General features: G+C 70.4%; 21 protein-coding genes. 16 read left to right on the top strand and 5 right to left on the bottom strand.

The genetic code is table 11. From position 1 onward, the window contains the following. Window positions 1-4: 4 nt before the first annotated feature. On the bottom strand, window positions 5-610 hold the full coding sequence (locus ACFT2C_RS20080; RefSeq protein WP_377208840.1) for a hypothetical protein: 606 nt from the start codon (window positions 608-610) through the stop codon (window positions 5-7). Window positions 611-782: 172 nt separating this feature from the next. Here ACFT2C_RS20080 and ACFT2C_RS20075 point away from each other — a divergent pair, with 172 nt between their 5' ends. The 5 genes from ACFT2C_RS20075 (at window position 783) to ACFT2C_RS20055 (ending at window position 4182) form a co-directional block, all read left to right on the top strand. Beyond that, the gene (locus ACFT2C_RS20075; protein WP_377208839.1) at window positions 783-2183 is read left to right on the top strand and encodes a TrkH family potassium uptake protein; all 1401 of its coding nucleotides are present in this window, start codon (window positions 783-785) and stop codon (window positions 2181-2183) included. 71 nt (window positions 2184-2254) lie between these two features. Next, window positions 2255-2923: a potassium channel family protein gene (locus tag ACFT2C_RS20070; protein WP_377208838.1), complete on the top strand. Its 669-nt coding sequence runs from the start codon at window positions 2255-2257 to the stop codon at window positions 2921-2923. 205 nt (window positions 2924-3128) lie between these two features. Next, a complete protein-coding gene (locus tag ACFT2C_RS20065) occupies window positions 3129-3227 on the top strand; it encodes a 30S ribosomal protein bS22 (protein WP_003792170.1) in 99 nt (32 codons plus the stop codon). A gap of 110 nt (window positions 3228-3337) precedes the next feature. Then, window positions 3338-3655 carry an ArsR/SmtB family transcription factor gene (locus ACFT2C_RS20060; protein WP_377208837.1) on the top strand — a complete coding sequence of 106 codons (318 nt, stop codon included), beginning with the start codon at window positions 3338-3340 and terminating at the stop codon, window positions 3653-3655. Next, window positions 3652-4182, top strand: coding sequence for an SRPBCC domain-containing protein (locus ACFT2C_RS20055; protein ID WP_377208836.1), 531 nt, complete (start codon window positions 3652-3654; stop codon window positions 4180-4182). Before ACFT2C_RS20060 ends, ACFT2C_RS20055 begins: the two co-directional genes overlap by 4 nt. An 81-nt stretch (window positions 4183-4263) precedes the next feature. On the opposite strand, the gene ACFT2C_RS20050 is transcribed toward ACFT2C_RS20055, so the two are convergent. After that, a complete protein-coding gene (locus ACFT2C_RS20050; protein ID WP_377208835.1) occupies window positions 4264-5058 on the bottom strand; it encodes an HAD family hydrolase in 795 nt (264 codons plus the stop codon). Between the two features lie 75 nt (window positions 5059-5133). Here ACFT2C_RS20050 and ACFT2C_RS20045 point away from each other — a divergent pair, with 75 nt between their 5' ends. The 3 genes from ACFT2C_RS20045 to ACFT2C_RS20035 are packed head-to-tail and all read left to right on the top strand — an operon-like array spanning window position 5134 to window position 6773. Continuing rightward, entirely contained in the window at window positions 5134-5802 is a 669-nt protein-coding gene (locus ACFT2C_RS20045; RefSeq protein WP_377208834.1) for a Pr6Pr family membrane protein, read from the top strand. Between the two features lie 14 nt (window positions 5803-5816). Next, on the top strand, window positions 5817-6065 hold the full coding sequence (locus ACFT2C_RS20040; RefSeq protein WP_377208833.1) for a glutaredoxin family protein: 249 nt from the start codon (window positions 5817-5819) through the stop codon (window positions 6063-6065). Between the two features lie 60 nt (window positions 6066-6125). Further along, complete coding sequence (locus ACFT2C_RS20035; RefSeq protein ID WP_377208832.1) at window positions 6126-6773, top strand: redox-sensing transcriptional repressor Rex; 648 nt, start codon at window positions 6126-6128, stop codon at window positions 6771-6773. 76 nt (window positions 6774-6849) lie between these two features. On the opposite strand, the gene ACFT2C_RS20030 is transcribed toward ACFT2C_RS20035, so the two are convergent. Together ACFT2C_RS20030 and ACFT2C_RS20025 are read right to left on the bottom strand one after the other, a co-directional pair. Then, complete coding sequence (locus tag ACFT2C_RS20030; protein ID WP_377208831.1) at window positions 6850-7590, bottom strand: aspartate/glutamate racemase family protein; 741 nt, start codon at window positions 7588-7590, stop codon at window positions 6850-6852. Between the two features lie 2 nt (window positions 7591-7592). After that, window positions 7593-9224: an NCS1 family nucleobase:cation symporter-1 gene (locus tag ACFT2C_RS20025; protein WP_377208830.1), complete on the bottom strand. Its 1632-nt coding sequence runs from the start codon at window positions 9222-9224 to the stop codon at window positions 7593-7595. Between the two features lie 218 nt (window positions 9225-9442). Here ACFT2C_RS20025 and ACFT2C_RS20020 point away from each other — a divergent pair, with 218 nt between their 5' ends. Continuing rightward, on the top strand, window positions 9443-10036 hold the full coding sequence (locus ACFT2C_RS20020; protein ID WP_377208829.1) for a helix-turn-helix domain-containing protein: 594 nt from the start codon (window positions 9443-9445) through the stop codon (window positions 10034-10036). A gap of 178 nt (window positions 10037-10214) precedes the next feature. On the opposite strand, the gene ACFT2C_RS20015 is transcribed toward ACFT2C_RS20020, so the two are convergent. Further along, window positions 10215-10766 (bottom strand): YceI family protein, encoded by a 552-nt coding sequence (locus tag ACFT2C_RS20015; protein ID WP_377208828.1) that lies wholly within the window; start codon window positions 10764-10766, stop codon window positions 10215-10217. Between the two features lie 130 nt (window positions 10767-10896). On the opposite strand from ACFT2C_RS20015, the gene ACFT2C_RS20010 reads away from it, so the two are divergent. The 7 genes from ACFT2C_RS20010 (at window position 10897) to ACFT2C_RS19980 (ending at window position 18173) form a co-directional block, all read left to right on the top strand. Then, a complete protein-coding gene (locus ACFT2C_RS20010; RefSeq protein ID WP_377208827.1) occupies window positions 10897-11409 on the top strand; it encodes a MarR family winged helix-turn-helix transcriptional regulator in 513 nt (170 codons plus the stop codon). Window positions 11410-11551: 142 nt separating this feature from the next. Beyond that, a complete protein-coding gene (locus tag ACFT2C_RS20005; protein WP_377208826.1) occupies window positions 11552-12196 on the top strand; it encodes a histidine phosphatase family protein in 645 nt (214 codons plus the stop codon). Beyond that, on the top strand, window positions 12196-12792 hold the full coding sequence (locus ACFT2C_RS20000; protein ID WP_377208825.1) for a TlpA family protein disulfide reductase: 597 nt from the start codon (window positions 12196-12198) through the stop codon (window positions 12790-12792). The genes ACFT2C_RS20005 and ACFT2C_RS20000 overlap by 1 nt, the downstream gene beginning before the upstream one ends. Beyond that, window positions 12792-13631: a cytochrome c biogenesis CcdA family protein gene (locus ACFT2C_RS19995; protein WP_377208824.1), complete on the top strand. Its 840-nt coding sequence runs from the start codon at window positions 12792-12794 to the stop codon at window positions 13629-13631. Before ACFT2C_RS20000 ends, ACFT2C_RS19995 begins: the two co-directional genes overlap by 1 nt. After that, on the top strand, window positions 13631-15388 hold the full coding sequence (locus ACFT2C_RS19990) for a cytochrome c biogenesis protein ResB (protein ID WP_377208823.1): 1758 nt from the start codon (window positions 13631-13633) through the stop codon (window positions 15386-15388). The genes ACFT2C_RS19995 and ACFT2C_RS19990 overlap by 1 nt, the downstream gene beginning before the upstream one ends. 2 nt (window positions 15389-15390) lie before the next feature. Continuing rightward, window positions 15391-16404 carry a c-type cytochrome biogenesis protein CcsB gene (gene ccsB / locus ACFT2C_RS19985; protein ID WP_377208822.1) on the top strand — a complete coding sequence of 338 codons (1014 nt, stop codon included), beginning with the start codon at window positions 15391-15393 and terminating at the stop codon, window positions 16402-16404. Window positions 16405-16691: 287 nt separating this feature from the next. Next, window positions 16692-18173 (top strand): RNA-guided endonuclease InsQ/TnpB family protein, encoded by a 1482-nt coding sequence (locus ACFT2C_RS19980; RefSeq protein WP_377208821.1) that lies wholly within the window; start codon window positions 16692-16694, stop codon window positions 18171-18173. The last annotated feature ends 141 nt before the right edge of the window (window positions 18174-18314 follow it).

Here is an 18314-nt window from a genome sequence, read left to right as displayed (position 1 = left end):
GCGTTCAGAGTTCGATGTTGATCTCATTGACCCCTTGACCTAGGGATCCGCGTACGTCGAGGCCGATTCCTCGCCGTGCTTGACCGACCGCGCCTGCGACGGCGTCGGCCACCCAGAGCATCGGTTCCTCCGTGGGAGACGCGAAGTCGATGTGCAGCTCCGCGGGCATCGCGTGCTTCGCGTGAAGGGCCGCGAACATTCGCCTGTCCCGGTCGTTGAGGGACTGTGTTCGGGACTCGAGCCAGACCTGGGAGACGGCCAGGACTCCTAGCTCGAACACGAGACGCTCCAAACATTGGCGGCGGGCGCGTTCCTGCCGCTTCGTGTCGATCGGCGCACCTACGACGACGACATGCACCAGGTCGTGGTCCGCGATCGCGGACGCGATCTTGGCACGACGAGGCGCGGACTCGTCTCGCCAGTGGAGCCTCTGAGCACCTTTGAGGAGTAGCTCGCGCAGGTTCTCTCGCATCGGGTCGCACGTCACGGGGCTGGCTACTGCAGCTGCCAACAGATACAGGCCGTCACGTTCCGGACCTGGCATCTGCATCGACTCGTCCACCCATGCGTGCAACGCGAAGTCGTCTGACGGGGCATGCTCCTCTTTCACCGGTGGATCATCGCGCAGAAAACACGGCCATGCTCGCTCAGTCGCCGTTGCATATACGCAACAGGCATCTAAAGGTCCGCTGGCCGCTGCAGGGTTTCTGGCCTGCGGGTGCCCGACGGCGTGGCAGAGTAGGCCGTCGATCGTCGAGGCACGGCGGAGGGGAGCGGGTCGGATGGCGTCGAGCTTGCGGCAGCGGCTGTTCGGGCTGCGGGAGCTGGTCGACGAGCTCGCCTTCCGGGCCCCGGCGCGCCTGGCCGTCACGGTGTTCGCCTGCGTGGTCGTGCTCTTCGCGGCGCTCCTCACGGTGCCCTTCGCGACCGCCGACGGCGAGGGCGCCCAGCTGGTCGACGCGCTGTTCACCGCCGTCTCCGCCGTGTGCGTGACGGGGCTCGTGGTCCAGGACACCGCCACCTACTGGTCCTTCTACGGGCAGATAGTCATCCTGGCGGGCATCAAGGTGGGCGGCTTCGGGATCATGACCGTGGCCTCGCTGCTGGGCATGATGGTGTCCCGCAAGATCGGCCTGACGCAGAAGCTGCTCACGGCGTCGGAGACGAAGACGAGCCGGCTGGGCGACGTCGGGTCGCTGGTCCGGGTCATCATCATCACCGCGACGACGCTCGAGCTGTCGATAGCCCTGCTGCTCTTCCCCCGGTTCCTGGTGCTCGAGGACAACGTGGGCACTGCCGCATGGCACTCGCTCTTCTACGGGATCTCGGCGTTCAACAACGCGGGCTTCGTGCCCACCACCGAGGGGCTGATGCCGCACGTCGGCGACTGGACCCTGCTGCTGCCGATCGCCGTCGGCGTCTTCGTCGGCGCGCTCGGCTTCCCCGTGATCCTCAACATGCAGCGCGCGCTGCCCCGCCCGGGGCAGCGCTGGCACGGCTGGACCAAGCGGCTCTCCCTGCACAGCAAGCTCACGCTGGTGACCAGCGGCGTGCTGTTCGCCGTGGGCGCGCTGCTGATCCTGGTCCTGGAGTGGACGAACGCCGACACGTTCGGGCCGCTGAGCTTCGGCGACAAGCTCCTGGCGGCGATCTTCGCCGGCATCATGCCGCGCTCGGGCGGGTTCAGCACCGTCGACATCGGGGCCATGACCGAGTCGAGCTGGCTCATCCAGGACGCCCTGATGTTCGTGGGTGGCGGGTCGGCGTCGACCGCCGGCGGTATCAAGGTGACGACGCTCGCCGTCATGCTGCTCGCGATCGTGGCCGAGGCGCGCGGTGACCGGGACATCGATGCGTTCGGCCGCCGCATCCCGCGGGACGTGCTGCGGCTGTCGATCGCCGTGGTGTTCACGGGGGCGACCATCGTGCTGGTCTCGTGCGTGGCGCTGCTCGAGATCACCGGTCTGCCCCTGTCCCGCGTGCTGTTCGAGGTGCTGTCGGCGTTCGCGACGGTCGGGCTGACGACGGGCATCACGCCCGAGCTGCCCGACGCCGGAAAGTACGTGCTCGCGGCCCTGATGTTCGTGGGGCGTACGGGGGCCGTGACGGTCGTTGCGGTGCTGGCTCTGCGGGACCGGCGGCGCATCGTACGCTTCCCCGAGGAACGACCGATCATCGGTTGACAGACGAGAGTGTCAGAGGCGCAGGTCACTAGCGTGACCCGTACATCTGACAGTGGCCAGAGAGGAACATCGTGCCGGAGAGAAAGCCCGATCGGGATGCGGGTGTGCTGGTGATCGGCCTCGGGCGGTTCGGGTCGTCGATCGGCGCCACCCTGGACCGGCTGGGTCAGGACGTGCTCGCCGTCGAGCAGGACCCGGCGCTCGTCGCCCAGTGGTCCGGACGCCTGCCCCTGGTCGAGGCCGACGCGTCCAACCCGGACGCGCTGGAGCAGCTCGGCGCCAAGGACTTCGGCGTCGCGGTGGTCGGCGTGGGCTCGTCGCTGGAGGCGTCCGTGCTGATCACGGGCAACCTGGTCGACCTGGGCACGCCCCAGATCTGGGCCAAGGCCATCTCCGCGGAGCACGGCCGCATCCTGACCCGCATCGGCGCCCACCACGTCGTCTTCCCGGAGGCCGACGCCGGGTCGCGCGTGGCCCACCTCGTGAGCGGCAAGCTGCTCGACTACATCGAGGTCGAGGACGGGTTCACCATCGTGAAGATGCGCCCGCCCAAGGAGGCGCAGGGCTTCACGCTCGCGCAGTCGAACATCCGCAAGCGGTACGGGATCACCGTGATCGGCGTGAAGTCGCCCGGCGTGGAGTTCGTCTACGCGACGCCGGAGACCCGGATCTCCGCCAACGACCTTCTCGTGTGCTCCGGCCACGCCGAGCTGCTGGAGCGGTTCGCGGCGCGGCCCTGACCGGCTGTCCGGCCGGGCCGGCGCAACCTCACACCCGGGTCGATTACGGGCCGCGCGGTTGAGCAGGTAGCCTAGGGAGCGGACTCCCTTTCGTGTTGGTCGGCCATCGTCACTCTGGCGTCACTGTCCTGGACCAACCGTGGACCATTTCGCTGAGCGGCCCGTCGTCGGGCTGCCGCCGACCGATCGAACATTGCGAGGACCTATGGGCTCCGTCATCAAGAAGCGCCGCAAGCGTATGGCGAAGAAGAAGCACCGCAAGCTGCTTCGTAAGACGCGCCACCAGCGCCGTAACAAGAAGTGACGCGCGCGCCGTCGGGCGCGTGACGAGCAGGCCCGGTCCCTGTGGGCCGGGCCTTCTTCGTCGGAGCCATATGCCTTGACATGTATATGGCTCAGAGGGAATATGGGGGAATGGTAGACGGCTTCACGGTGCTCACCGATCCCTCGCGGCGGCAGATCCTCGACCTCCTCCTGGCGGGCGAGCGGGACGTCAACGAGCTGGTCGGCGAGCTCGGCGTGGCGCAGCCCAACGTGTCCAAGCACCTGCGCGTGCTGCGGGACGCCGGGCTGGTCGGCGCCCGCGTGGAGGGCCCGCGCCGCGTCTATCACCTCACGAACGCGCCGCTGGCCGACGTCGAGGCGTGGCTCGCCCCGCACCGCGCCCGGTGGGGCCGTGCCTTCGACGCCCTCGAACGGCACCTCGACAGCGCGGAGGAGAACCAGTCATGACCGAGAACCTGCCGGAGCATCCGGTCGCCGCGTCCCTCGCGCCCGACGGCGACGAGTACATGCTCACCATGGAGCGCGAGCTAGCCCATCCCGTCGAGAAGGTATGGCTCGCGCTCACGCGCGCGGACGACGTCGTGCACTGGGCGCCGTACCGGCCCGACCGCGACCTGACCGACGTCGGGCCGGTGGACCTCGCGCACAACGCGGACGCCCCGGATCCGCACGAGCCCCAGTCCGGTCGCGTGCTGCGCGTGGAGGCGCCGCACCTGCTGGTCGTCGCCTGGGGTGACCAGGAGCTGACGTACCGGCTGTCGGCGACGGCGTCGGGCACGCTGCTGCACTTCACGCACCGGTTCGACGACCGCAACACCGCCCCGGACTACGGCGCGGGCTGGCACCTGTGCTGGTCGGCGCTCCCCATGCTGCTCGCAGGGAGCACGCCGCCGCCGGTGCACGGCGACAACGCCAAGCTGTACGGCTGGGACGAGCTGCGGGAAAGGTACGCGACGCTGCTGGCGGCGGGCTGACGCCGGGCGGCCGGGCGGCCGGGCGGGCGACACGCAGCGGCCTGGCGGCCGACGAGGCATCCCGCCGGCAGCCGGCAGGGGTCAGTGCCCGCGCAGCCGGCGGCGGGCCGCCCGCAGCACCAGGCCGAACACCCACGCGGCGCCCGCCCACGAGGCGGTCCGCACCCCGCGTCCCGCTGCTCGCTGCGACCGGCCGCGGAACTCCCGGATGGGCCAGCCCACCTCCTGAGCGTGCCGGCGCAGCCGCAGGTCGGGGTTGATCGGGCAGGGGTGGCCCACCACGCGCATCATCGGCAGGTCGTTCAGCGAGTCCCCGTACGCGTAGCTCTCGTCGAGGTCGATGTCCTTGCTGTCCGCGAGCTCGACTATGGCGTCCGCCTTGGCCTGGCCGTGCATGAGGTCGCCGTTGAGCCGGCCCGTGTAGAAGCCGTCCTTGTGCTCGGCGATCGTGCCGAGCGCCCCCGTGGCGCCCAGCCGGCGGGCGATGAGCTGCGCGATCTCCACCGGCGTTGCGGTGATGAGCCACACCTGGTGGCCCGCCGCGATGTGCTCGTCGAGCAGCCGGCGCGTGCCGGGATAGATCCGCAGCGACAGGACGGCGTCCCACACCTCCTCGCCGAGGGTGGCGATCTCCGCGACGCTGCGTCCCGCGATGAGCGACAGGGCGCGGTTGCGCACCAGGTCGATCTGCTCCTTGTTCTCGCCCCAGAGCAGGTACCGCGCCTGGACCCAGGCGAACCTGAGGATGTCGCGCGTACCGAAGAACTTGCGCTGGTACGCGGACTTGGCGAGGTGGAAGGCGCTCGCGCCGCGGATGATCGTGTTGTCGACGTCGAAGAACGCCGCGGTGGCGGACGAGAGGTGCGTCGACGGCATGGAGGTCACTCTATCCGCGTGGCACGTCGGGCAAGTCACACCGCGCGGCCGAGTCGACCGTGATAGAACCGGCACGTGACGCCAGGGATCAGTACGCCGGAGCAGGCCACGCTCGCCCGATTCCTCCACCTGCTCGTGGCCGTTCTGGCGCTCGGCGGCTTCACGATCCAGCTCGTCCTCGCGATCGCGGGCGGCCCCGGGATGGCGCCCACGCCCGCCGACCGCATCGTCCGGCTCCTCAGCTTCTTCACCATCGAGTCGAACCTCTTGATCGGCGGGGTATCGCTGGCGCTCGCTTCGAACCCGCGCCGGGACGGTCCCGTCTTCCGGGTGCTGCGCCTCGACGCGCTGCTGTGCATAGCGGTCACCGGGATCGTCTACAACATCGTTCTGCGCGGCATGGAGATGACGGGCGCACTGCTGGTGTCGGACACGATGCTGCACGTCCTGGCGCCGCTGTTCGCCGTCGTCGTCTGGCTGTGGCTGGGGCCACGGCCGCGCGTGACCGCACAGACCGTGTGGTGGTCGGTCGTCTACCCGATCGCGTGGCTCGTCTACACCTTCGTGCGCGGCGCCGCCACGGGTTGGTACCCGTACCCGTTCCTCGACGTGAACGTACTCGGCTACGCGGGCGCGGTGACCAACGCCGCGATCGTCGCCGTCGTCTTCCTCGTCCTGGCCTGGGGCGTGCGCTGGGCGGACGGACGGCTGCCGGACACCGACCGTTCGGTACCCCGCCCCTGACGTAACCTCGGGGCGTGACAACTCCCGCCGAGGCCCGCGTCGTCCTGTACACACGAGAGGCGTGCCACCTGTGCGAGGACGCACGCGCCGTCGTCGTGCAGGTGTGCGAGGGTGCGGGAGCCGAGTGGCGCGAGGTTGACATCGACAGCGCGCCCGAACTGCGGGAGAAGTACGGGGAGTACGTCCCCGTGGTCGAGGTGGACGGGGTCCAGCAAGGTTTCTGGCGCGTGGACGGTGCGCGCCTGGCCCGCCTCCTGGCATGATCATCCCGGCAGTGTGTGCGTACGCCCGCGACACAGTGGTTGCGGGGAGGGGAGCAGCACGTGGTCGAACTCAGTGACGGGACAGTTCCGGCGGCAACCGTAGGGAGGCTGCCGTACTACTTGCGCGCCCTGCGCGACCTCGCGGCCGAGGGGGTGGGGCTCACCTCCTCGACGGAGCTCGCCGAGCGCTCGGGCGTGAGCTCGGCGCAGCTGCGCAAGGACCTGTCGTACCTGGGTTCGTTCGGTACCCGCGGCGTCGGGTACGACGTCGAGTCGCTCGCCTCCTACATCACCGTCGCCCTGGGGCTCGAGACCGAGCACCGGCTCGCGATCGTCGGCATCGGCAACCTCGGGCACGCCCTCGCGAACTACTCGGGGTACTCGACGCGCGGCTTCCAGGTGGTGGCGCTGCTCGACGCGTCGCCCGACGTCGTGGGCACCCGCGTGGCCGGCGTGAACGTGGAGCACGTCCGCGGCGTGGCCGACGTCATCCTCCGTGACCGCGTGACGATGGTGATCCTTGCGCTGCCGGGCCACGTGGCCCAGGACGTGGCCGACGCCGTGGTCGGCGCGGGCGTCCGCGAGATCCTCAACTTCGCGCCGATCGCGCTCCAGGTCCCCGAGGACGTGGTGGTGCGTTCGGTCGACGTCGGCGGCGAGCTCCAGATCCTGGCCTTCCACGCGGCGACGCGCGCGGCTGCGCTCTGACCCTTGGTTGTGGGCGCGACCGTTGCGCCTAAGACGGGCAGGTAGTCGCAACGGCCGCGCCCACAACCAAGGTGGGTCAGGCGCGGCTCGACGGTGGGCGTTGTGGGGGCGCGTACTCGTCGCGCTTGCTCGTTCCCACGCCCATCCGGACCATTCCCGACACCAGGCCGACGGCGGCCGCCACGCCGTCGATCACCGGGACCCCGGTGCGCTTGGTGAGGTCCGCGCAGAGGTCGGTCATGCCGGCGCAGCCGAGCACGACGGTGTCGGCGCCGTCGTCGCGGACCGCACGCTCGCAGAGCTCGGCGATCTTCTCCCGGGCGGCCGAGCCGGCGTCCTCCAGCTCGAGGACCGGCACGTCCGCCGCGTACAGGGCGACGCACGCGTCCTCGAAGCCGTAGCGCCGGACCAGGTCGTGCGCGCGGCCGAGCGTGCGCGACAGCGTCGTGACGACGGCGAACGTGCGGCCCGACAGGGTCGCGACGTGCATCGCGGCCTCGGCGATCCCGACGACCGGGCCGGCGGTCAGCTCCCGGGCCGCGTCCAGGCCGGGGTCGCCGAAGCAGGCGACGACGTAGGCGTCGGGCGTCAGCCCAGCGCCCGGCGAGGCCGCCGCCTCGGCGGAGGCGACCTCCTGGGCCACGACGAGCGCTGCCCATGCCTCGTCGGTGTGGCTCTCGACGGCGGCCGGGCCCGCGCCGGGCGCGGGGCAGGTGGCGACGACCTCGACGTCGGGCCCGGCGACCTCCCGGGCGGTGACCGCGATCTTGTCGGTCATCGCCCGGGAGGTGTTGGGATTGATGAGGTGGATCCGCACGCTCAGGCCGCGGTGTCCGTGTTGCCGTCGACCACGCCCTCGGTGACGCCGTCGAAGGATGGGATCTGCGGGCTGAGCCGCTCCAGCCACAGGAAGGCGACGAAGCCGAGCCCGCACCCGATGAACCAGGTGTAGTTGCCGATCCAGGAGATGTCGAAGTACCCGAGGTCGGCGATCAGCTTGGGCAGCACGCCCAGGAGCACGGTGGGCACGCCGGCCAGGAAGATCGCGAGCACGCCGTTGCGGTTGTAGCCGTTCGTGTACCAGTAGGCGCCCTCGGGCGACATGGTGAACATGTCGTCGACGAGAATCCGCTGCCTGGCCGCGACGTAGTAGCCGGCGATGAGGATGCCGAACAGCGGGCCGATCAGGGCGCCCAGCACGCCGAGCGTGTAGTGGATCGCGTCGGCGTTGTTGTACCAGTTCCAGGGCAGCAGCAGCACCGAGCCGACGGCGGCGATCATGCCGCCCATCCGCCAGCTGATCTTCTGCGGGGCCACGTTGGAGAAGTCGAACGCGGGCGAGATGAAGTTCGCGACGATGTTGATGCCGACCGTCGCCGTGACGAACGTGAGGCCGCCCAGCAGGATCGCGAACGGGGTGTCGATGCGCTCGACGGTGTGAATCGGGTCGGTGATGAGCTCGCCGAACACGGGCACCGTGGCCGACGCCGTGATCACCGTCAGGAGCGAGAAGAACAGGAAGTTGACCGGCAGGCCCAGCAGGTTGCCGCGCTTGACCGCCTTGAACGAGCGCCCGTACCGGGCGAAGTCGCCGAAGTTGAGCATGGGGCCGGAGAAGTAGGACACGACGATGGCGACCGCCGTGCAGAACACGCCCACCGAGGCCCACCCGGTCAGCGGCTCGCCCGCGGAGAGGTCCAGGCTGATGTTGGACCAGCCGGCCTGCGAGACGAGGTAGATCGCCAGCGCGATCATCACGACGTAGACGGCGGGGCCGGCCCAGTCGATGAACTTGCGGATGGTCTCCATGCCGTTCCAGAACAGCGCGGCCTGCGCGAACCAGAGCACGGCGTACGAGATCCAGCCCAGGGCGCTCAGCCCGAGGAAGGTCGGCTCGACGAGCGCAGCGCTGGCGGGGATGAACTTGAGGAACACGATGTTCAGCGCCTCGCCGGCGAGGAAGGTCTGCACGCCGTACCAGGCGACGGCGATGAGGCCGCGGATGATCGCCGGGATGTTCGCGCCCTTGACGCCGAAGACGGCGCGGTTGATCACGGGGTACGGCACGCCGGTGCTCTGGCTGGGCTTCGCGACCAGGTTGGTGAACACCTGCACGATGACGATGCCGACCAGCAGGGCCAGGAGCACCTGCCAGCTCGCGATGCCGAGCGCGAAGAGGCTGCCGGCGGTGACGTAGCCGCCGACGCTGTGCACGTCGGACATCCAGAAGGCGAAGATGTTGTACGACGACCACTTCTGCTCCCGCAGCGGGGCGAGGTCCTCGTTGGCGAGCCGGGGGTCGTAGGAGGCCTTGATGGTGCCGGACCCCACCGGGTGCCCGGCGGCCTCCACCAGGTCGGGCGCGGCGTGGGGCCCGGCGTCGGGGAGCGTGTCGGGCGGGTTCTGGGGTGCGGCCGCCGGGGAGGCCGTCACCTCCGTGTTCTCGGTCATGGGCAGTGCCTTCCGGGGGGCGGTCCGTGGGTCACCATGAAGTTATGGGTTAACTCGCGACTCCCGGTTTCTGCGGGGTAACGAGGTCGTAAGGCTCATGTTCAGTAATGACTTCACACGTGTTTCGGCGCGTGTCGCGCAGGTGAATCAGGGCGTGTCGCCCGGCGTGTCGGGCCGGGCGGGAGCGCGGCGGCCCCGCGCGCTCGTACGATGCGGCGGTGTCATCCGAACCGCCGCTCGGCGCCCGGCTCCGCGCGCTCCGTGAAGCCCGGGGTGTCTCCGCGCGCAGCCTCGCCGGGAAGCTCGGCATCTCGGCCAGCGCGGTCTCGCAGATCGAGCGGGACGTGATGCGCCCGTCGGTGGTGCGCCTGCTGGCCATCACCGACGCGCTCGGGGTGTCGCTGTCCGACGTGTTCGAGCCCGCGGACGCCGTGGCCGGGCCGCGCGGCGGAGCGGCGGGGCTGGAGCACGCGGGGATCGCGGTCGCGCGCGGCTGGGAGGCGTCGCCGGTGACGCTCGACGGCGGGGTCACGTTCCGCCGGCTCTCGCCGAACCCCACCAGCGGCCTCGACTTCTTCGAGTCGGTCTACCCGCCGGGTGCCACGGCGACGCTGGGCGACGTCGGCCTGTTCAAGCACGAGGGGCACGAGATCGGCAACGTCGTCTCGGGGGAGCTCACCGTCGAGCTGGCCGACGACGTGGTGGTGCTGGCGGCGGGCGACTCGATCAGCTACCCGTGCTCGGTGCCGCACCGGATCCGGAACGCGGGGGTCCGCCCGGCGGTCGCCACCTGGTTGATCGTGCATCCGTGAGCGGTCGTTCGTCGTGGGGCGCAGCAGAGCGCCTGGATACCTGTGCGCCGCCTCGCTCACGGGCCCCAGGGGGCCCTCCGCTACGGTTTTACGGCGGCGCACAGGTATCCAGGCGCTCTGCTGCTTCGCTCGGTCCTCGCCGCGTCAGCGGCTGCAGGGGGGTTAGCTTGTTGGGAAATCAGGCCTTGGCGATGGCGCTGATGTCCAGGGTGATCTTGACCTTGTCGCCCACCAGGAAGCCGCCGGTCTCCAGCGTGGCGTTCCAGGTCAGGCCGAAGTCCCTGCGGTTGACCTCGACGTTGGCCTCGAAGCCGGCACGGTCGTTGCCGAACGGGTCCTTGGCGGTGCCGGTGAACTCGGTCTCCAGCTCGACGCCCTTGGTGATGCCGTTGATCGTCAGGTCGCCCGAGATGACGTAGTCGTCGCCATCGGTCCGGATGTCGGTGGACGCGAAGGACCAGGTCGGCTTCTCGTCGGCGTGCCAGAAGTCGGCGCTCTTCAGGTGGCCGTCACGGCCGGCGTCGCCCGTGCTGACGGAGGCCGCGTCCAGGACGGCGGTGACGCTCGACGACTCGAGGTCCTCGCCGACCGTGATGGTGCCCGAGGTGACGGCGATGCTGCCGCGCACCTTCGCGATGCCCGCGTGGCGGACCGAGAACGAAGCGGCGGTGTGCGAGGGGTCGATGTCGTACGTGCCGGTGGTGAGGCCGGCGGGGAGCGGGGTGGCCATGAGGGAGGACTCCTTGGTGATGTGGCGATTTGGGTGGATAGTTGAGGGATCAACTACTCACGATGGGGTCCAACATAACGGGTCGCCTAATGTATTCCTAGGGCGCGGCGAGTATGAAGGCAGGGGCGACATGACAGCACAGACGATCGAGGAACAGGACCTCTGGCTGACCGAGGAGCAGCAGGGCTCCTGGCGGCACTACCTCGAGGGCACAGCGCGCTTCGTGGAGGCGCTCAGCGCGGTCCACGACCGGACCCTCGACCTCTCCCTCGGGGAGTACAGCCTGCTGGTCCAGCTCTCGGAGGCGCCCGACCTGACCATGCGGATGTCGACGCTCGCCGACGGCCTGGTGCTGTCCCGCAGCCGGCTCACCCACACGGTGGCGCGCATGGAGGCGCGCGGGCTCGTCGAGCGCCGCGCGGCCGAGGGCGACCGGCGCGGTGTGAACTGCACCATGACCGACGCAGGCCGCACGGCCCTGGAGGTCGCGGCACCCGGTCACGTCGCGGCAGTGCGCCGGATCATGGTGGAGGCGCTGGAGCCGGAGGAGTTCGCGATGCTGGGCCGGATCATGGCCAAGGTCGCGGCGTCGTCGAAGGAGTCGGGCGGCACAGAGGAGGGCCTGACGGCCCTCTGCGACTGAGGGTTGTGGGTCATTCGGGCAGTTTCATGGTGAAAACTTCCCTGGTGACGGCAGGTCGAGGGCCGCGGATCGGCGCGAGATGACGTAATGCACACTTCCCTGAGGTCACAGGCACCCAGGGTCGGGTGCGAGACTGGGCGCCATGGTTTCCACGACGGTTCACCTGCTGCGTCACGGCGAGGTGTACAACCCCGACGGCGTCCTGTACGGGCGGCTGCCCGGCTACCGCCTCTCCGACCGTGGCCAGGCGATGGCGAAGATCGTCGCCGACCACCTCACCAGCACCGGTCACGACGTGACCCGGGTGGTGGCCTCCCCGCTGCAGCGCGCGCAGGAGACGGCGGCCCCCGTGGCCCAGGGCTTCGGCCTGGAGCTCGCCACGGACGACCGCATCATCGAGGCCGGCAACCGGTTCGAGGGCCTGCAGGTCGGCAACGGCGGCGGCGCGCTCAAGAACCCGCGCAACTGGCCGCTCATGTGGAACCCGTTCCGCCCGTCGTGGGGCGAGCCGTACACGCAGCAGGTCGAGCGCATGCGCGGCGCCGTCGAGGACGCGCGCAAGGCCGCCGAGGGCCACGAGATCGTGCTCGTCAGCCACCAGCTCCCGGTGTGGCTCACCCGCAGGTCGTTCGAGGGCGGCACGCTCTGGCACGACCCGCGCAACCGCCAGTGCAACCTGGCCTCCCTGACGTCCCTGCACTTCGAGGACGAGCGGTTCGTAGGCCTCCACTACACGGAGCCCGCCGCGGAGCTCTACGACGGCGCGAGCAAGGTCGCCGGCGCGTGATGCGAGGAAAGACCGTCAAGGTCGTGCAGTGGGTCGTGGTGGTCGGCATCGTGCTGGGCCTGGTCGTCTCTCTCGCGGCGTGCGCGCCGCAGGAGTCCGGCGCCGGCGACGTCGTCGGGCAGGGGTACGTCTCCGGCGACGGGTCCGTGCAGACGTACGACGTCGGGGAGCGCAAGGGCCCCGTGGCCGTCGTGGGCGCCGACTTCGAGGGCAAGGACGTCGACAGCGCCGACTGGGCGGGCGACGTCGTGGTCGTGAACACGTGGTACGCCTCGTGCGCGCCCTGCCGCGCCGAGGCGCCCGACCTCGTGAACCTCGCCTCCTCGAAGGACGGCGTGCGGTTCCTCGGCATCAACACCGAGGACGACGCCGGCGCCGCCCAGGCGTTCCAGCGCACCTTCGAGGTGCCGTACCCGAGCATCGAGGACCGCAGCGGTGCCGTGATCGCGGGCCTGTCCGGCGTCGTGCCGCTGCAGGCCGTGCCGTCCACCGTGGTGCTGGACCAGGAGGGCTACGTGGCCGCGCGCGTCATCGGCCAGGTGGAGGGCTCCACGCTCGAGGCCCTGATCGACGACGTCCTGGCGGAGGCGGCCTGATGCTTCCCGGCAGCCTCACCGGCAGCCTCACCGGCAGCCTTGCCGGCACCGTCGCGACCGCCGTCGGCGACGGGTTCGCGAGCACGGCGTGGAGCGGGTCCCTGCTGCTGGCCGTGCCCGTCGCGGTGCTGGCGGGCCTCGTGTCGTTCGCCTCGCCGTGCGTGCTGCCGCTCGTGCCCGGGTACATCGGCTACGTGAGCAGCATGGCGGCGAGCTCGATGGGCACGACGCCCGGCCCCGTGGGCACGCGCGTCAAGCCCGCCCGTGGCCGCGTCGTCGGCGGCGTGGCGCTGTTCGTGCTCGGCTTCACCGCCGTGTTCGTCTCGTTCGGCGCCGCGTTCGGCAGCCTCGGGACGTACCTGGTGCAGTGGGAGGACATCATCACCCGCGTGCTCGGCGCGGTGGTGATCCTGCTCGGCCTCGGCTTCCTCGGCGCCATCCCGTTCCTGCAGCGCGAGGCCCGGTTCCACGTGACCCCGCGCACCGGACTGTGGGGCGCGCCCCTGCTGGGCATCGTGTTCGGGCTCGGCTGGACGCCCTGCATCGGCCCGACCCTCGGCGCGGTGCAGGCGCTCGCGATCGACGAGGCGTCCGCGGGGCGCGGCGCGCTGCTCGGCGTCGCGTACTGCATCGGGCTGGGCGTGCCGTTCCTGCTCGTTGCCCTCGGGCTGCAGAGCTCCGAGCGCATGCTGGACTTCCTGCGCAAGCACCGCCTCGCGGCGCTCCGGATCGGCGGGGGGCTGCTGGTGCTGGTCGGGCTGCTGCTGGTCACGGGGCTGTGGACGCAGATCACCGGCGCCATGCAGCTGTGGATCGGCGGATTCGAGACGGTGATCTGATGGCCAGCCGCACGAGCAGCGAAGGTACCTACGTCCCCGAGGGCATCGCGGACGAGTTTACGCAGGGTGAGCCGGCGCAGGGCGCGCCGTCGTCGGGCGCGCCGTCGTCCGGCGAGGAGCAGCAGAAGCCGAACCAGCCTCCCAGTGCCCCCGCGCTCGGCCTGGTGGGCACCCTGCGCTGGATGTGGCGTCAGCTCACCTCGATGCGCGTGGCGCTCATGCTGCTCATGCTGCTCGCCGTCGCCGCGGTGCCCGGGTCGGTCCTGCCGCAGCGCAACCAGAACGCGGCGGGCGTGCTCGAGTACCTCGCCGACCACCCGACGGCGGGGGAGTGGCTCGACAAGGCCGGGTTCTTCGACGTCTACTCGTCGGTCTGGTTCTCCGCGATCTACCTCCTGCTGTTCGTGTCGCTGGTGGGCTGCATCCTTCCGCGGTCGGCGGCGCACTACCGCGCGCTGCGCGGCCGCCCGCCCCGCGTGCCGTCCCGGTTCAACCGGTTCCCGGCCAAGGCCTCCGCGACCACCGACGCCTCGCCCGCGCAGGTGGCCGACGCCGTCGCCGCCCGCCTGCGCGGCAGGATCTCCTGGCTGCCCACCTTCCGCGTGGACCGGGGCGAGGAGCCCGCCCGGGGCGCGCGGCCGGCGTCGGCCACCGTGAGTGCCGAGCGCGGCTACCTGCGCGAGACCGGGAACCTGGTGTTCCACCTGGCCCTCGTGGGGCTGCTGGTGTCCGTGGCGACCGGCCAGATGCTGCACTACCGCGGCCAGGCGATCGTCACCGAGGGCCGCGGGTTCGCGAACGCCGTGGTCGACTACGACACCTTCGAGAAGGGCGCCTGGTTCCGGCCCGAGTCCCTGGTGCCGTTCTCCATGACGCTCGACCGGTTCGTGTCGGAGTTCGCGAGCGACACCGTGGCCTTCGCGCAGGCGCGCGACTTCACGGCGCACGTCACGGTCACCGAGCCCTCCGGCGAGCAGCGGCCCGAGCAGATCAAGGTGAACCACCCGATCGTCGTCGACGGCGCCAAGGTCTACCTGCAGGGCAACGGCTTCGCGCCGGAGATCACGGTGCACGACGCCGACGGCGAGGTCGCCTTCTCCGGACGCGTCACGTTCATCCCGCAGGACACCATGTACACGTCCCGCGGCGTCGTGAAGGTGCCCGACGTGTCCCCGGGCCTCGACCAGATCGGCCTCGTGGGCTACTTCCTGCCGACGGCGGAGGTCGATCCCGACGGGTCCGCCCGCTCGGCGTTCCCGCAGCCCGTCGACCCGCTGCTCGTGCTCGAGGTGTACACGGGCGACCTGGGGCTCGACGACGGCGCCCCGCAGAACGTGTACGAGCTCGACACGGCGTCGCTGACCCCCGCTCTCGACGAGAACGGCGACCGGATCAAGGTGCTGGCGCGGCCCGGCGAGACGGTGAAGCTCCCGGACGGGCTCGGCACCCTCACTCTCGGCGACGAGCTGCCGCGCTACGTGGCGCTCGACCTGCGGCACGACCCGTCGCTCGCCTTCGTGCTCGTGTTCGCGCTGCTCGCGCTCGGCGGGCTCACCGTCTCGCTCTTCACGCCGCGGCGCCGCGTCTGGGCGCGTGCGTACACCGGGCCGGATGGGGCTACCGTGGTCGAGGTCGCAGGGCTCGCCCGCGGGGACGACGCCGGCCTGCAGGCCGAGGTGGACCGTGCGCTGGCGGTGGTGCCCGGGCAGATGGACGTGGCCGGGCAGGCTGTCGAGACCAGATCGGAAAAGGACTGAACATGGAGCTGGCAAACCTGAGTGTGCTGCTCGTCTGGGGCGCCGCGACTGCGCTCGCGGTCGCGCTGGTCGCGTTCGCGGTGGACCTGTCGCGCCTGTCGGGCGCGAAGGTCGACGCGCGTGACGCCGCGCGGGACCGGGAGAAGGTGGCGGTCGGCGCCGGGGCGCCGGTCGACGCGCCGGTCTCGCCGTACGGCCCGGACGCCGGCCCGCCCGCCGGGGTGACCGCCGTCGGGTCGACCGCTGCCGAGGCGGTGAACCGCAAGCTCGCCGGGATCGGGATGTCCGTGAGCTGGCTGGCCGCCGCGCTGCTGCTCATCGCGATAGTGCTGCGCGGTATCGCCGCCGGGCGCACCCCGTGGGCCAACATGTACGAGTTCACGCTGGTCGGCACGTTCGTGGCCGTCGCGGTGTTCGTCGGGGTCAACACCCGGCGTGACGTGCGGTTCCTCGGCGCCTTCGTGACCGGGCTCGGCGTGCTGTTCCTCGTGCTGGCGCAGGAGAAGTTCTTCATCGCGGCGATGGGCGTGCAGCCCGCGCTGCAGAAGTACTGGCTCGTGATCCACGTGGGCGTCGCCATCTGCGCGACCGGCATCTTCACCGTCGCGTTCGTGACGTCGGTGCTGCAGCTCCTGCGGGACGCCCGGGACAACGGCTCGGCGCTGCTGGGCAGCCGGCACTTTGGCTGGCTCGACCACACGCCGGCGCCGACGGCCCTCGAGTCGCTCTCCTTCCGGCTGAACTCCGTGGGGTTCGTGCTGTGGACCTTCACGGTCATCGGCGGCGCCATCTGGGCCGAGGACGCCTGGGGCCGCTACTGGGGCTGGGACCCCAAGGAGGTCTGGAGCTTCATCGTCTGGGTGGTCTACGCGGCCTACCTGCACGCGCGCACGACGCGCGGCTGGTCCGGGACCCGCGCGGCGTGGTTCGTCGTCGCCGGTTACGCCTGCGTGCTGTTCAACTTCACCGGCGTGAACCTGATCTTCAACGGGAAGCACTCGTACTCGGGCCTGTAACCGAGGCCCCGGGTCGCGGCGAAATCCGAAAGTGCGCTTCTGCTCAGTGATCTGGCCCAAAACCGCTGAGGGTTTTGGGCCAGATCGCTGAGCAGAAGCGCACTTTGCGCGCGGGGCGCCGGCATGGGGCTCGGGCGGCTGGACCGGGCTATGGCGTGTTTCGGAACGGCCGACAAGTAGATCGGCGCTGGAGAGACCTCCCGAATGTGGAACTGATGTCCGCACTGATCAGTGGATAAAGCACCAGTCGAGGGTGTGTGTCAGTGGTGGGCGGCAGGATGGTCGGCATGCCCAGGCACACGTCGTTCCGGTTCTGTCTCGACCCGTCGGTCGAGCAGGAACGTGTGCTGTCCCGGCACGTGGGTGCGGCGAGGTTCGCGTTCAACCAGGCCCTGCGCCTGCACAAGGACGCCCGCGCCGCCGCCCACCGTGGGCGGCGCCAGGATTCGACACCCGAGGTCTCAGTGGACGTGATGCCGGACGGCGACCGCACCGTGGGCCGTGGCGCTCATGCTGTTCGGGTGCCGTGGACGGGGTTCGACCTGATCAACGCGTTCAACGCCTGGAAGCGGTCCGAGGCCGCCGGGCGCCGTTTCCTCGTCGCTGCGAACGGCACGGCGCGGGTGGAGGTGACGGGTCTGGTCTGGCAGGACAAGGTGCTGGCGCAGGTGTTCGAGGAAGCCGCCGTCGACCTCGGCCGCGGACTGAAGGCGGCCGCCGACTCCCACACCGGTGTTCGGAAAGGACCCAGGGTCGGGTTCCCGCGGTTCAAGAAAAAGAGTCCGACCGGCGGGTCGTTCCGGATCCGGAACAAGACCAGCAGCGGGCGTGCCAGGATCCGTCTAGGGGACGGGGAGCGCGTCCGGTCGGTGCGCCTGCCGAAGATCGGCGTGCTGCGGGTCCGGGAATGCACCCGGCGGCTGCGTCGGATGATCGCCACGGGTCGTGCCCGGATCCTGCATGTGACGGTGTCCAGGGGCGCGAGCCGGTGGTGGATCTCCATCACGGTCGAGGCCGCCGACCTGCATCCCGCAGCACGGCACGCATCCCAACCTGTCGAGGTCGAGGTGGGTAAGGGTGACGCCCAGCCCTACGGGCACGGTGAGAAGGGTTGGGTGGGGGTGGACCGTGGCCTGCACGCCCTGGTCGTCGCCGGCTCGTCCGACGGCGTCGAGGTCCTGCGGGTCACCAACCAGCGCGCCCTGCGGCGTGGCCTGCCCCGGCTACGCCGCCTGTCCCTGGCGGTGTCCCGGAAGAAGAAGGGATCGAAGAACCGTCAGAAGGTTGTCGCCCGCCTGGGACGGCAGCACGCCCGGATCCGTAACCGTCGTCGCCATGTGCTGCATCAGGTGTCCAACCAGCTGGTCAAGAACCACGCCCGGCTGGTCCTGGAAGACCTGAACATCACCGGCATGCGATCCAACCGCAAGCTCTCCCGCGCCATCTCGGATGCGGCGTGGGGAGAACTCGCCCGGCAGGTCACGTACAAACAGGCCTGGCGCGGCGGGCAAGTCGTGCTGGCGGATCGGTGGTTTCCGTCGTCCAAGACCTGCTCCGCCTGCGGCACGCTCCGCAAGGACCTGACGCTCAAGGACCGCACGTTCGAGTGCCGTGAGTGCGGGCTTGTGATGGATCGGGATCTGAATGCCGCCGTCAATCTCGCCGCCTGGGCCGAGAACCACACCTCTACCGTCACCGACGGTGGTGGGCGTGGGGTTGCCCGGGTCGGGGACCGTCAAGCAGCCGGCTCCGTCAACAACGCCCACTGACAGGACACCCCCGCCCACCCCGGCCCTCGTGGTCGTGGTGGGGAGGGACTGGATGACGTGGGAACCAATCCTCAGGCCGCACCCGCGGCCCGAAGCCTGGACGCCCGAGAAGGGCGGTGTCTCACAAGCCTCGCGACTTCT

Source organism: Promicromonospora sp. NPDC057138 (assembly GCF_042670845.1).
Lineage (GTDB): Bacteria > Actinomycetota > Actinomycetes > Actinomycetales > Cellulomonadaceae > Promicromonospora.
The sequence above is the reverse complement of the archived record's forward strand: the minus strand, read 5'-3'. Positions and strand labels throughout refer to the sequence as shown.